This window comes from Pseudomonas sp. BN414 (assembly GCF_029871275.1).
GTDB lineage: Bacteria > Pseudomonadota > Gammaproteobacteria > Pseudomonadales > Pseudomonadaceae > Metapseudomonas > Metapseudomonas resinovorans_C.
Window position 1 is genome coordinate 421,209 of record NZ_SSOL01000079.1, and the last position, 13,082, is coordinate 434,290.

16 protein-coding genes are annotated in these 13,082 nt (G+C 62.7%); 15 read left to right on the top strand and 1 reads right to left on the bottom strand.

Going from position 1 to position 13,082, the window contains the following annotated elements; genetic code table 11:
* Positions 1–57: 57 nt before the first annotated feature.
* A complete protein-coding gene (suhB, locus tag E8E95_RS29795) occupies positions 58–873 on the bottom strand; it encodes an inositol-phosphate phosphatase (protein WP_179061705.1) in 816 nt (271 codons plus the stop codon).
* Positions 874–1,024: 151 nt separating this feature from the next.
* Between suhB and trmJ the strand changes: the two genes are divergently transcribed.
* From trmJ to ispG, 15 genes are all read left to right on the top strand, one after another.
* Positions 1,025–1,798, top strand: coding sequence for a tRNA (cytosine(32)/uridine(32)-2'-O)-methyltransferase TrmJ (trmJ, locus tag E8E95_RS29800; protein ID WP_179061704.1), 774 nt, complete (start codon positions 1,025–1,027; stop codon positions 1,796–1,798).
* Positions 1,798–2,574: a serine O-acetyltransferase gene (gene cysE, locus E8E95_RS29805; RefSeq protein ID WP_179061703.1), complete on the top strand. Its 777-nt coding sequence runs from the start codon at positions 1,798–1,800 to the stop codon at positions 2,572–2,574. Before trmJ ends, cysE begins: the two co-directional genes overlap by 1 nt.
* 186 nt (positions 2,575–2,760) lie before the next feature.
* Positions 2,761–3,258 carry a Fe-S cluster assembly transcriptional regulator IscR gene (iscR, locus tag E8E95_RS29810; RefSeq protein WP_016491067.1) on the top strand — a complete coding sequence of 166 codons (498 nt, stop codon included), beginning with the start codon at positions 2,761–2,763 and terminating at the stop codon, positions 3,256–3,258.
* Between the two features lie 49 nt (positions 3,259–3,307).
* Positions 3,308–4,522 carry an IscS subfamily cysteine desulfurase gene (locus tag E8E95_RS29815; protein WP_280355987.1) on the top strand — a complete coding sequence of 405 codons (1,215 nt, stop codon included), beginning with the start codon at positions 3,308–3,310 and terminating at the stop codon, positions 4,520–4,522.
* 30 nt (positions 4,523–4,552) lie between these two features.
* Positions 4,553–4,939, top strand: coding sequence for a Fe-S cluster assembly scaffold IscU (gene iscU, locus E8E95_RS29820; protein ID WP_151132043.1), 387 nt, complete (start codon positions 4,553–4,555; stop codon positions 4,937–4,939).
* A gap of 25 nt (positions 4,940–4,964) precedes the next feature.
* Positions 4,965–5,288 carry an iron-sulfur cluster assembly protein IscA gene (iscA, locus tag E8E95_RS29825; protein ID WP_077522652.1) on the top strand — a complete coding sequence of 108 codons (324 nt, stop codon included), beginning with the start codon at positions 4,965–4,967 and terminating at the stop codon, positions 5,286–5,288.
* A gap of 7 nt (positions 5,289–5,295) precedes the next feature.
* The gene (gene hscB / locus E8E95_RS29830; protein ID WP_280355988.1) at positions 5,296–5,817 is read left to right on the top strand and encodes a co-chaperone HscB; all 522 of its coding nucleotides are present in this window, start codon (positions 5,296–5,298) and stop codon (positions 5,815–5,817) included.
* A gap of 47 nt (positions 5,818–5,864) precedes the next feature.
* Entirely contained in the window at positions 5,865–7,724 is a 1,860-nt protein-coding gene (gene hscA, locus E8E95_RS29835) for a Fe-S protein assembly chaperone HscA (protein ID WP_280355990.1), read from the top strand.
* A 7-nt stretch (positions 7,725–7,731) separates the two neighbouring features.
* A complete protein-coding gene (gene fdx / locus E8E95_RS29840; RefSeq protein ID WP_120652805.1) occupies positions 7,732–8,070 on the top strand; it encodes an ISC system 2Fe-2S type ferredoxin in 339 nt (112 codons plus the stop codon).
* A 116-nt stretch (positions 8,071–8,186) separates the two neighbouring features.
* A complete protein-coding gene (gene iscX, locus E8E95_RS29845; protein WP_280355992.1) occupies positions 8,187–8,387 on the top strand; it encodes a Fe-S cluster assembly protein IscX in 201 nt (66 codons plus the stop codon).
* A 103-nt stretch (positions 8,388–8,490) separates the two neighbouring features.
* Positions 8,491–8,922, top strand: coding sequence for a nucleoside-diphosphate kinase (gene ndk, locus E8E95_RS29850; RefSeq protein ID WP_077522642.1), 432 nt, complete (start codon positions 8,491–8,493; stop codon positions 8,920–8,922).
* A gap of 24 nt (positions 8,923–8,946) precedes the next feature.
* Positions 8,947–10,095 carry a 23S rRNA (adenine(2503)-C(2))-methyltransferase RlmN gene (gene rlmN, locus E8E95_RS29855; protein WP_280355993.1) on the top strand — a complete coding sequence of 383 codons (1,149 nt, stop codon included), beginning with the start codon at positions 8,947–8,949 and terminating at the stop codon, positions 10,093–10,095.
* Positions 10,096–10,108: 13 nt separating this feature from the next.
* The gene (gene pilW, locus E8E95_RS29860; protein WP_280355994.1) at positions 10,109–10,864 is read left to right on the top strand and encodes a type IV pilus biogenesis/stability protein PilW; all 756 of its coding nucleotides are present in this window, start codon (positions 10,109–10,111) and stop codon (positions 10,862–10,864) included.
* The gene (locus E8E95_RS29865; protein WP_280355996.1) at positions 10,861–11,961 is read left to right on the top strand and encodes a helix-turn-helix domain-containing protein; all 1,101 of its coding nucleotides are present in this window, start codon (positions 10,861–10,863) and stop codon (positions 11,959–11,961) included. Before pilW ends, E8E95_RS29865 begins: the two co-directional genes overlap by 4 nt.
* Positions 11,962–11,964: 3 nt before the next feature.
* Positions 11,965–13,077: a flavodoxin-dependent (E)-4-hydroxy-3-methylbut-2-enyl-diphosphate synthase gene (ispG, locus tag E8E95_RS29870; protein WP_280355998.1), complete on the top strand. Its 1,113-nt coding sequence runs from the start codon at positions 11,965–11,967 to the stop codon at positions 13,075–13,077.
* The last annotated feature ends 5 nt before the right edge of the window (positions 13,078–13,082 follow it).

Sequence of the window (13,082 nt, forward strand, 5' to 3'; positions counted from 1 at the left end):
GCTGCGCTCGAGCACAAAAAAACCCGGCCTTGGCCGGGTTTTTTCATGGCTGCGCGATCAGCGTTTCAGCGACGGCGGCAGGTGCGGCTGGATGGCAGTCAGTACCGCCTTGAAGCACTTGGTGTTGCCGGCAACGATGTGGCCCTTCTCGAGGAAGTCATGGCCGCCGGTGAAGTCGCTTACCAGGCCGCCAGCTTCCTGAACAAGAAGGGCGCCTGCAGCCATGTCCCACTCGGACAGGCCGAATTCCCAGAACGCGTCGAAGCGGCCAGCAGCGACGTAGGCCAGGTCCAGGCTGGCGGAGCCGGCGCGGCGGATGCCGGCGGTCTGACCAACCAGGCTGCGGAACATGCCCAGGTAGTTGTCGAGGTTGTCCAGCTGGCTATCGCGGAAGGGGAAGCCGGTGCCCAGCAGGGCGCCTTCCAGGCTCTTGCGCGGGCTGACACGCAGGCGGCGGCCGTTGAGGGCGGCGCCACGGCCGCGGCTGGCAGTGAACTCTTCCTGGCGAACCGGATCGAGGATCACGGCATGCTCCAGGCGACCCTTGTATTTGCAGGCGATGCTGATGGCGAAATGCGGAACGCCGCGAATGAAGTTGGTGGTGCCGTCCAGCGGATCGATGATCCACAGGTAGTCAGCGCCTTCGCCCTTGCCTTCCAGCAGGCCGCCTTCCTCGCCCATGATGCCGTGGTTCGGGTAGGCCTTGCGCAGGGCCTGCACGATGGACAACTCAGCGGCGCGATCGACCTCGGTGACGTAGTCCTTGGCGTCCTTCTCGTTGACGGAGATAACGTCCAGGCGCTCGATAGAGCGGAAAATCAGTTCACCGGCGCTGCGAGCGGCGCGCAGGGCGATATTCAGCATAGGCTGCATGGGGAGTTCACCTGGGTCGTTAAAGAAGAAAGCCGCACATAGTAGCAGAAAAAGCACAAGGCAGGCAGAGGACGAGGCGTCATTCGTGGCGTTGCGTCGGGGGCTCCGGTAATATTCCGCTCCCTTGAGGTTCCGCTGGGAGACTAGAGCGTTGCTGCAGAACATTCGCGTGGTACTGGTCAATACCAGCCATCCCGGAAATATCGGTGGTGCCGCGCGCGCCATGAAAAACATGGGCCTGTCGAAGCTGGTGCTGGTCGATCCCGAGGACTTCCCCAGTCCCGAGGCTCAAGCTCGCGCATCCGGTGCGGATGACATCCTGGCGGGTGCTCAAGTCGTTGCCACCCTTGAGGAGGCGCTGGTTGGCTGCAGTCTGGTCATCGGTACCAGTGCTCGTGATCGCCGTATTCCCTGGCCACTGCTGGATCCGCGCGAGTGCGGCAAGACTTCCGTGGAGCAGGCGCAGCTTGGCGGTGAGGTTGCCCTGGTGTTCGGTCGCGAGTACGCGGGTCTGACCAACGAAGAGTTGCAGCGCTGCCAGTATCACGTGCACATCCCCTCCAATCCCGAGTTCTCCTCGCTGAATCTGGCGGCCGCCGTTCAGGTGCTGGTGTACGAGGTGCGCATGGCGTGGCTCGAGCAGGAAGGCTTGCCAAGCAAGGTGGAGAAGGTGGAAACCACCGCCATGCTCAACGCCCAGCCCGTCACCGTCGATGAGCTGGAGCGCTACTACGAACACCTGGAGAGCACTCTGGTCGAGATCGGCTTCCTGGATCCGGAAAAGCCGCGACATCTGATGTCCCGTCTGCGCCGCCTCTATGGCCGCAGCGCCATCAGCAAGTTGGAAATGAATATCCTGCGGGGCATCCTCACGGAAACCCAGAAAGCCGCGCGGGGCGAAACAAGCAAGCGGAGTGACAAGTGATGTTCGACAGCATTCGAGAAGACATTCAAAGCGTATTCCACCGTGATCCGGCTGCGCGTAATGCCTTCGAGGTGCTCACCTGTTACCCGGGCCTGCATGCCATCTGGTTGCATCGTGTGGCTCACGCTCTGTGGGTCTCCGGTTGGAAGTGGCTGGCGCGCCTGGTGTCCAACTTCAGTCGCTGGCTCACCGGCATTGAAATTCATCCCGGCGCCAAGATCGGCCGGCGGTTCTTCATCGACCACGGCATGGGTATCGTCATTGGCGAGACTGCCGAAATCGGCAATGACGTGACTCTCTATCAGGGTGTGACCCTCGGGGGTACCAGCTGGAACCAGGGCAAGCGCCATCCGACGCTGGAAGATGGCGTGGTAGTAGGTGCGGGCGCCAAGGTGCTTGGGCCTTTCACCGTTGGTGCGGGCGCCAAGATCGGCTCCAATGCCGTGGTGACCAAGGAAGTGCCGGCCGGTGCTACGGCGGTGGGTATTCCAGGTCGGGTCATCGTCAAGGCTGATCCCGAGCAGGAGGCCAAGCGCCAGGCGATCGCCGAGCGTTTCGGCTTCGACGCCTATGGTCTTGGCCAGGACATGCCCGACCCTGTGGCGCGGGCGATCGGCCAGTTGCTGGATCATGTGCAGGCGGTGGACGAGCGCCTCGATGGCATGTGCAAGGCGCTCACTGCGCTGGGCAGTGACTACTGCGCCAAGGCGTTGCCGGAGCTTCGTGATGAGGACTTCGCGGGCGTCAAGGACGAAGAGCGCAAGCCGGTCGCCTGACGCTTCCGATTCGACTTTGGTCCGGTGCTTCAGGGGCGGATTATTAGGGTGCTAACGGGATATGCCTCTGCTATCATGCACGCCCCTGCAAGATGTAATCCCGACTATTTTGATCAGGCTTATAGTTGACTTAAATAGTCGGGAATCGCATACTCGCTGCATTCCAGCGATCCCGTGGTACTCACCATGCGACTGACCACCAAAGGCCGATACGCCGTCACCGCCATGCTCGACCTGGCGCTGCATGCGCAGCATGGGCCGGTGTCCCTGGCTGATATTTCCGAGCGGCAGGGCATTTCCCTGTCCTACCTCGAACAGCTTTTCGCCAAGCTCCGTCGCGGCAACCTGGTCAGCAGCGTGCGCGGCCCGGGCGGTGGCTACCAGCTTTCCCGCGACATGCATGGCATTCATGTCGCCCAGGTAATTGATGCGGTCAACGAGTCGGTGGATGCCACCCGTTGCCAGGGCCTGGGCGATTGCCATTCCGGCGATACCTGTCTTACCCACCACCTCTGGTGTGATCTGAGTCTGCAGATCCACGAGTTCCTCAGCGGCATCAGCTTGGCCGACCTGGTCAACCGCCGTGAGGTTCAAGAGGTCGCACAGCGGCAGGATCAACGCCGCTGTGGAAGCAATGGCAGGATGCCGCACCTCGATAAGATTGAAGCGTCCGCCATCGATTGAGCAGGGCGCCGGCCCGTGATTGGCCCCGATACCTGATAGGAGAGCCCCGATGAAATTGCCGATCTACCTCGACTACTCCGCCACTACGCCGGTGGACCCGCGCGTCGCTCAGAAAATGAGCGAGTGCCTGCTGGTGGACGGCAACTTCGGCAACCCAGCCTCGCGCTCTCACGTGTTCGGCTGGAAAGCTGAAGAATCGGTGGAGAATGCTCGTCGTCAGGTAGCTGAGCTGGTCAACGCGGACCCTCGCGAAATCGTCTGGACTTCCGGTGCGACCGAGTCCGACAACCTGGCCATCAAGGGTGTTGCGCACTTCTACGGTGGCAAGGGCAAGCACATCATCACCTCGAAGATCGAGCACAAGGCGGTCCTGGACACCACCCGCCAGCTGGAGCGCGAAGGCTTCGAAGTGACCTACCTGGAGCCGGGCGAAGATGGCCTGATCACTCCGGTCATGGTCGAGGCCGCCCTGCGTGACGACACCATCCTGGTTTCCGTCATGCACGTGAACAACGAAATCGGCACCATCAACGACATCGCCGCCATCGGCGAGCTGACCCGTGCCCGTGGCATCCTCTTCCACGTCGACGCTGCCCAGTCCACCGGCAAGGTCGAGATCGACCTGGAGAAGCTGAAGGTCGACCTGATGTCCTTCTCCGCCCACAAGACTTACGGCCCGAAAGGCATCGGCGCGCTCTACGTCCGCCGCAAGCCGCGTGTGCGCCTCGAAGCCATGATGCACGGCGGCGGCCACGAGCGCGGCATGCGCTCCGGCACCCTGGCAACCCACCAGATCGTCGGCATGGGCGAAGCCTTCCACATCGCCAAGCAGGAAATGGCCACCGAGCGCGTGCGCATCAAGGCCCTGGCTGATCGCTTCTGGTCCCAGATCGATGGCATGGAAGAGCTCTATCTGAACGGCAGCGCCACGGCGCGCGTGCCGCACAACATGAACGTCAGCTTCAACTACGTCGAAGGCGAGTCGCTGATCATGGCGCTCAAGGACCTCGCGGTCTCCTCCGGTTCCGCCTGCACCTCGGCTTCCCTGGAGCCGTCCTACGTGCTGCGCGCCCTGGGCCGCAACGACGAGCTGGCGCACAGCTCCATCCGCTTCACCTTCGGTCGTTTCACCACCGAGGACGAAGTGGACTATGCCGCTGCCAAGGTGCGCGAAGCGGTCAGCAAGCTCCGTGAACTGTCCCCGCTGTGGGATATGTATAAAGAGGGCGTCGACCTTTCCCAGGTCGAATGGCAGGCGCACTGACGCCACCCTGATGAGTGAGGAATAGTTACCATGGCATACAGCGACAAGGTCATCGACCACTACGAAAACCCGCGTAACGTCGGCAAGCTCGACGCCCAGGACCCCAACGTGGGCACCGGCATGGTTGGCGCGCCGGCCTGCGGCGACGTGATGCGCCTGCAGATCAAGGTCAACGAGCAAGGCGTGATCGAAGACGCCAAGTTCAAGACCTACGGCTGCGGTTCCGCCATCGCTTCCAGCTCCCTCGCCACTGAGTGGATGAAGGGCAAGACCCTGGACGAAGCGGCTGCCATCAAGAACACCACCATTGCCGAAGAGCTGGCCCTGCCGCCGGTGAAGATCCACTGCTCGGTACTGGCTGAGGACGCCATCAAGGCGGCCGTCCATGACTACAAGCAGAAGAAGGGTCTGCTCTAAGCGCTCGAACGAGTAAGGAGTTGCAATGGCCATCAGCATGACTGAATCCGCCGCCCGTCACGTGCAGCGTTCCATTGACGGACGTGGCAAGGGTGAAGGTATCCGTCTGGGGGTGCGTACGACTGGCTGCTCCGGTCTCGCCTATGTGCTGGAGTTCGTCGACGAGTTGACTGCTGAAGACCTGGTCTTCGAGAGTCATGGCGTCAAGGTGATCATCGATCCCAAGAGCCTGACTTACCTCGACGGCACCGAGCTGGACTTCGTTCGCGAAGGGCTCAACGAGGGCTTCAAGTTCAATAACCCTAACGTGCGCGGCGAGTGTGGCTGCGGCGAGAGCTTCAACGTCTGAGGCGTGTGTGGGAACTCCCTGTCATTTCGCCCTGTTCGACCTGAAGCCGGGTTATCGACTGGACCTTGACCAGCTTGCGTCGCGTTATCGCGAGCTGGCGCGTACCGTCCATCCCGACCGTTTCGCCGATGCGACCGAGCGTGAGCAGCGCCTGGCGCTGGAGCGCGCGGCGCAGCTTAACGATGCTTACCAGACGCTGAAGAGCGCGCCGCGAAGGGCACTTTATCTGCTGGCGCTGAAGGGGCAGGAGCTGCCGCTGGAAGTTACAGTGCAGGACCCTCAGTTCCTGCTGCAGCAGATGCAGTGGCGCGAAGAGCTCGAGGAATTGCACGACAGCGCGGACCTTGATGGTGCGGGTGCGTTCAAGCGCCGGCTCAAGGTGGCGCAGGCGGAGCTGGATGTCGAGTTCGCCGAGTGCTGGGATGATGCCGAGCGCCGCGAAGATGCCGAGCGTCTGGCGCGCCGTATGCAGTTCCTCGACAAGCTGACCCACGAAGTGCGCCAACTGGAAGAGCGCCTCGACGATTAACCCGCGATGCCGTCATGGTTGCCGGTACGCCTGATAAATAGACAAGCATGGCCTTACTGCAGATCGCCGAACCCGGACTGAGCCCCCAGCCGCACCAGCGCCGCCTGGCGGTGGGTATTGACCTGGGTACCACCAATTCGCTGGTCGCTGCCGTGCGCAGCGGTGTCGCCGAACCCCTGCCGGATGACAATGGACAGGTCATCCTGCCTTCTGCAGTCCGCTATCACGCCGATCGCGTCGAAGTTGGCCGCAGCGCCAAGCAGGCTGCCGCCAGTGATCCGTTCAACACCATTATTTCCGTCAAGCGCTTCATGGGGCGTGGACTGGAAGACGTCAAGCAATTGGGCGAGCAACTGCCCTATCGCTTCGTGGGTGGCGAATCGCACATGCCCTTCATCGAGACCGTCCAGGGCGCCAAGAGCCCGGTGGAAGTCTCGGCCGATATTCTCAAGGCCCTGCGTCAGCGCGCCGAGCAGACCCTCGGTGGCGAGCTGGTGGGCGCGGTGATCACGGTCCCGGCCTACTTCGATGAGGCCCAGCGCCAGGCCACCAAGGATGCCGCGCGTCTTGCCGGGCTCAATGTGCTGCGTCTGCTCAACGAACCTACCGCCGCTGCCGTGGCCTATGGCCTGGACAAGCAGGCCGAAGGCGTGGTCGCCATCTACGACCTGGGCGGCGGCACCTTCGATATCTCCATCCTGCGCCTGTCTCGTGGCGTCTTCGAAGTCATGGCCACCGGCGGCGACAGCGCGCTGGGCGGTGATGATTTCGATCATGCGATGGCTGGCTGGATAGTCGAGCAGGCAGGTCTTTCCGCTGATCTCGATCCTGGCGCACAGCGCAGTCTGTTGCGTACTGCCTGCGATGCGAAGGAAGCCCTGACCGATGCCGACAGCGTCGAGCTGGTCCATGGCGATTGGCGCGGCACGCTCACTCGCGGGCAGTTCGACGCCCTGATCGAGCCCATGGTTGCCCGCAGCCTCAAAGCCTGTCGTCGCGCGGTGCGGGACGCTGGCATCGAGCTGGATGAGGTCGAGGCCGTTGTCATGGTCGGCGGTTCCACCCGCGTGCCGCGCGTTCGCGAGGCAGCGGCGGAAATGTTCGGCCGCCAACCGCTGACCGATATCGATCCTGACCAGGTCGTGGCCATTGGTGCTGCCGTACAGGCCGATACCCTGGCGGGCAACAAGCGCGGCGAAGAGCTGCTGTTGCTCGACGTGATTCCGCTGTCGCTCGGCCTGGAAACCATGGGTGGGCTGATGGAGAAGGTGATTCCGCGCAACACCACGATCCCAGTGGCTCGCGCCCAGGACTTCACCACCTACAAGGATGGCCAGACGGCCATGATGATCCACGTGCTCCAGGGTGAGCGCGAGCTGATCAAGGATTGCCGTTCCCTGGCGCGCTTCGAGTTGCGTGGCATCCCGCCGATGGTGGCGGGTGCGGCGAAGATTCGTGTGACCTTCCAGGTGGATGCCGACGGCCTGCTGGGCGTGACTGCCCGCGAACTGGCTTCAGGCGTCGAGGCGAGCATCCAGGTGAAGCCGTCCTATGGCCTGACCGATGGCGAAATCTCTCGCATGCTGAAGGACTCCTTCGAATACGCCGGCGAAGACAAGAATGCCCGTGCCCTGCGCGAACAGCAGGTCGAGGCCGAGCGCCTGCTGGAAGCTGTCCAGGCTGCGCTGGAGGTCGATGGGGAACGCCTGCTGGACGATACCGAGCGCGCCGCCATCCTCGACAGCATGCAGACCCTGCGCGAGCTGGCGATCGGCAGTGATGTCGTCGCCATCGAGGCCCAGATCAAGCGCCTGTCCCAGGTGACCGATGCCTTTGCTGCGCGTCGGATGGATGCCGCCGTCAAGGCTGCCCTGTCCGGCCGCCGACTCAACGAAATCGAGGATTGAACCAGAAATGCCGCAGATCATCTTCCTGCCCCACGCCGAGCATTGCCCCGAGGGTGCCGTGATCGAGGCGCAGCCGGGCGAAAGCATCCTGAATGCCGCCCTGCGTAGCGGCATCGACATCGAGCACGCCTGTGAGAAGTCCTGCGCCTGCACCACCTGTCATGTGGTGGTGCGCGAGGGTTTCAATTCCATGGAGGCTTCCGACGAACTGGAAGACGACATGCTGGACAAGGCCTGGGGTCTGGAGCCAAATTCGCGCCTGTCCTGTCAGGCGCTGGTGGCTGACGAGGACCTGGTGGTGGAAATCCCGAAATACACCATCAACCAGGTGTCCGAAGGGCACTGATACAGCGTTCGCAGCCTGTTGCATCTGGTAACAGGCTCGGGCCGCTCATTTACCGCGTATGAACTCCGCTACTTCGCCCTTGGTTGGCGAGTCCGGAGCCGCTTCTGGAGTGCAACATGAGCCTGAAATGGACGGACGTGCTGGAAATCGCCATCCAGCTCGCTGAATCCAAGCCGGAGGTCGATCCGCGCTACGTGAACTTCGTCGATCTGCACAACTGGATTGTGGCGCTTCCGGAGTTCTCCGACGATCCCAAGCGCGGTGGCGAAAAGGTCCTGGAGGCCGTACAGGCCGCCTGGATCGAAGAAGCCGACTGAGCGACGTCCACCCCTGGGCTCCGGCCCTACGCATTTCCCCCTAACCCGCGTATAATTCGCGGGTTTAATTTTTCGCTTTAATCCTTGTTTCTGGAGTTTTTCCATGGCTGTCGAACGTACTCTCTCCATCATCAAGCCGGACGCTGTTGCCAAGAACGTAGTGGGCGAGATCATCACCCGCTTCGAAAAGGCCGGCCTGCGCGTCGTTGCCGCCAAGATGGTTCAACTGTCCGAGCGCGAAGCCGGCGGTTTCTACGCTGAGCACAAAGAGCGTCCCTTCTTCAAGGACCTGGTTTCCTTCATGACTTCCGGTCCGGTAGTCGTTCAGGTTCTGGAAGGCGAGAACGCCGTTGCCAAGAACCGTGAGCTGATGGGCGCGACCGATCCGAAGAAAGCCGACGCTGGCACCATCCGCGCCGATTACGCTGTTTCCATCGACGAAAACGCCGTACACGGTTCGGATTCCGAGGCTTCCGCTGCTCGCGAAATCTCCTACTTCTTCGCCGCCACCGAGGTGTGCGCTCGCATTCGCTAATCGCGAATGGGAGAGGGTGAAGCCATGACTGAATCGACCGGTAAAGTGAACCTGCTGGGTCTGACCCAGCCGCAACTGGAAAGCTTCTTCGAGTCCATCGGGGAGAAACGCTTCCGCGCCGGTCAGGTGATGAAGTGGATTCACCACTTTGGCGTCGATGATTTCGACGCCATGAGCAATATCGGCAAGGCCTTGCGCGACAAGCTCAAGGCTTCTGCCGAGATTCGCGGCCCGGAAGTGGTCAGCCAGGACATTTCCAGCGATGGCACCCGTAAATGGGTGGTCCGCGTTGCCTCCGGCAGCTGCGTCGAAACCGTATACATCCCGCAAGGCGGCCGCGGCACGCTGTGTGTCTCGTCTCAGGCTGGATGCGCCCTGGACTGCAGCTTCTGCTCCACGGGCAAGCAAGGTTTCAACAGCGACCTCACCGCCGCCGAAGTGATCGGTCAGGTGTGGATCGCCAACAAGTCCTTCGGGACCATTCCCGCGAAGATCGACCGTGCCATCACCAACGTGGTGATGATGGGCATGGGCGAACCGCTGCTGAATTTCGACAACGTCGTCGCCGCCATGAACATCATGATGGACGACCTCGGCTACGGCATCTCCAAACGCAAGGTGACCCTGTCCACCTCGGGCGTGGCGCCGATGATCGACAAGCTGGGCGAGGTGATCGACGTTTCCCTCGCGCTGTCGCTGCACGCGCCGAACGACCCCCTGCGCAACCAGTTGGTGCCGATCAACAAGAAGTACCCTCTTGAAGTGGTGCTCGATGCCTGCCGCCGCTACATCTCCCGCCTGGGTGAGAAGCGCGTGCTGACCATCGAGTACACCCTCCTCAAGGACGTCAACGACCAGCCCGAACACGCTTCCCAGATGATCGAGCTGCTCAAGGACTTCCCCTGCAAGATCAACCTGATTCCGTTCAATCCCTTCCCGCACTCGGGTTACGAGCGGCCGAGCAATAATGCGATCCGCCGCTTCCAGGACCTGTTGCACAAGGCCGGGCACAATGTCACCGTCCGCACCACTCGTGGCGAAGACATCGATGCCGCATGCGGCCAGCTGGTCGGCCAGGTCATGGACCGTACCCGCCGCAGCGAGCGCTACATCGCCGTGCGCCAGCTGAACGCCGAAGCGGAGGCGTCCAATAACGCCGCGAACCGGAACTAAAGAAGGACAACCCATGACCCTGCGCGCTGCGCTGCTCCTCGTTTCCACCGTACTGCTCGCGGCTTGCGTGTCGACTGGTCAGGTCGACCCGATGAAAACCGACGCGGGCCGCGATGCAGCGCGTGATGCGTATATCAACCTGGGCATCGGCTACCTCAAGCAGGGCGCCACCGAACGTGCCAAGGTGCCGCTGAAGAAAGCCCTCGAGATGGATCCGTCCAACGCTGATGCCAACGCGGCCCTGGCGCTGGTGTTCCAGACCGAAATGGAGCCGGACCTGGCCGACCAGCATTACCGCAAGGCCCTGTCGTCCCGTAACGATCCGCGCATCCTCAACAACTACGGCACCTTCCTGTACGAGCAGAAGCGCTACAAGGAAGCCTACGAACGCTTCCAGCAGGCCGCCGAAGACAACCTCTACCCGGAGCGCTCGCGGGTGTTCGAGAACCTCGGCCTGACCGCCCTGAAGATGAACAACCCGGCCCTGGCCAAACAGCATTTCGACAAGGCGTTGCGCCTGAACCGGCAGCAGCCCCTGGCGTTGCTGGAGATGGCCCAGCTGGCTTTCGATGAAAAGCAGTACGTGCCGGCTCGCGACTACTACGAGCGCTATTCGCAGATCGCCCCGCAGAATGCTCGCAGCCTGTTGCTCGGCGCGCGTCTGTCGACCATTTTCGAAGACCGTGACCAGGCCGCCAGCCTCGGTCTGCAACTCAAACGACTTTATCCCGGCACGCCGGAATATCAGCAATACCTGTCGGAGCAATGATGAAAGCGTCGCATCCCGAAGCTGTAGCGGCGACCCGCGCCAACCCAGGTGTAACCCTGCGTCAGGCCCGTGAGAGCAAGGATCTGAGCCTGGGTGAGGTCGCCCGTCACCTGAACCTGACCGAGCATGCCGTGCGCCAGCTCGAAGCCGGCGATTTCGACCAGTTGCCAGGGCACACCTTCGCCCGCGGTTACGTGCGCGCCTACGCCAAGTTCCTGGGTATGGACCAGGCTGCACTGGTCGCCGAGTTCGACCATTACACCGGCACCGATGCCAAGGGCAGCAATGTGCACAGCCTGGGGCGCATCGAAGAGCCGGTGCGCCTGTCCCAGAGCGTGCTGCGTGTCGTCAGCTTCATCATCCTGGTAGCTCTGGGCGCGGTGGGCTTCTTCTGGTGGCAGGAGCATTCCAGCCGCAACAGCGAAGAAGCAGCCAGCGTGAACATGGAACATGTGGAAGTGGAAAGTGCCGACGGCACCACCCAGATCCACCCGCTCGACGAACCCGAAGACCAGGCGGTAGCCGAGGCCCAGGAAAGCCAGGTGCCCGCACCTGCCCAGGTATCGCCGGAGACCGCTGCACAGCCTGAGCAGCCGGCCACTGAAGGTACCGCACCGGTTGCCCCGGCCGGCGAGACCGCACCGGTCGCTCCTGCGGCTCCGGCGCAGACCCCGGCACCGGCAATCGCCGCCGCTCCGAGCGCCCCGGTCGTCGCGCAGCCGTCCGCGCCTGCAGTCGCTCCTGCTGCGCCTGCGCCTGCGGTTGCCCAGCCCGAGACTCCCGCTGTCGCTGCAGTAACCCCGGCTCCCGCAGCCCCTGCGGCTCCCGCGTCGGCCCCCGTGGTCGCACAGCAGGGCCAGGGTGTGTTGCGTATCCAGTTCACCGCCAATTGCTGGACCCAGGTCACCGACGCCAACGGCAAGGTGCTGGTCAGCGCCCTTAAACGTACCGGCGACAGCCTGGAGCTGGCCGGCAAGGCACCGCTGGAAGTTCGCCTCGGTTTCGCTCGTGGCGCCCAGCTGAGCTACAACGGCCAGTCGGTCGACGTGGCGCCTTACGTCCGCGGCGAGACCGCGCGCCTGAAGTTGGGGCAATAAGTCATGCATTGCGAATCACCGATCAAACGCCGCGTCTCGCGGAAAATCTGGGTTGGCTCGGTTCCGGTGGGCGGGGATGCGCCTATCGCCGTTCAGAGCATGACCAACACCGACACCTGTGATGTCGCCGCCACCGTTGGGCAGATCCAGCGCCTGGTGGATGCCGGCGTCGATATCGTCCGGATTTCCGTGCCGGACATGGACGCTGCCGAGGCCTTCGGCCGCATCAAGCAACTGGTTCAGGTGCCGCTGGTGGCGGACATTCACTTCGATTACAAGATCGCCCTGCGCGTTGCCGAGCTGGGTGTCGACTGCCTGCGCATCAACCCGGGCAACATCGGTCGCGAAGATCGCGTCCGGGCGGTGGTCGATGCCGCGCGCGACAAAGGCATCCCGATCCGCATCGGCGTTAACGCCGGTTCGCTGGAGAAGGACCTGCAGAAGAAATACGGCGAGCCCACGCCGCAGGCTCTGGTCGAGTCTGCACTGCGCCATGTGGAACATCTCGACAAGCTGGACTTCCAGGACTTCAAGGTCAGCGTGAAGGCATCCGACGTGTTCATGGCCGTCGAAGCCTACCGCCTGCTGGCCAAGCAGATCGTGCAGCCCCTGCACCTCGGCATCACCGAAGCCGGTGGCCTGCGTTCCGGTACCGTGAAATCCGCAGTGGGCCTGGGCATGCTGCTGGCCGAAGGTATCGGCGACACCATCCGCATCTCCCTGGCGGCGGACCCGGTGGAAGAGGTCAAGGTCGGCTTCGACATCCTCAAGTCCCTGCACCTGCGTTCCCGTGGCATCAACTTCATCGCCTGCCCGAGCTGTTCGCGGCAGAACTTCGATGTGGTCAAGACCATGAACGAACTGGAAGGCCGTCTCGAAGACCTTCTGGTGCCGATGGACGTCGCCGTCATCGGTTGTGTGGTCAACGGTCCGGGCGAAGCCAAGGAGGCCCATATCGGCCTCACCGGCGGTACCCCGAACAACCTCGTCTACATCGATGGCAAGCCGGCGCAGAAGCTGAACAACGACAACCTGGTGGACGAGCTGGAGCGGCTCATTCGCGAGAAGGCGGCCGCAAAGGCCGAAGCTGACGCGGCGCTGATCGCCCGTAGCTGAGAGAA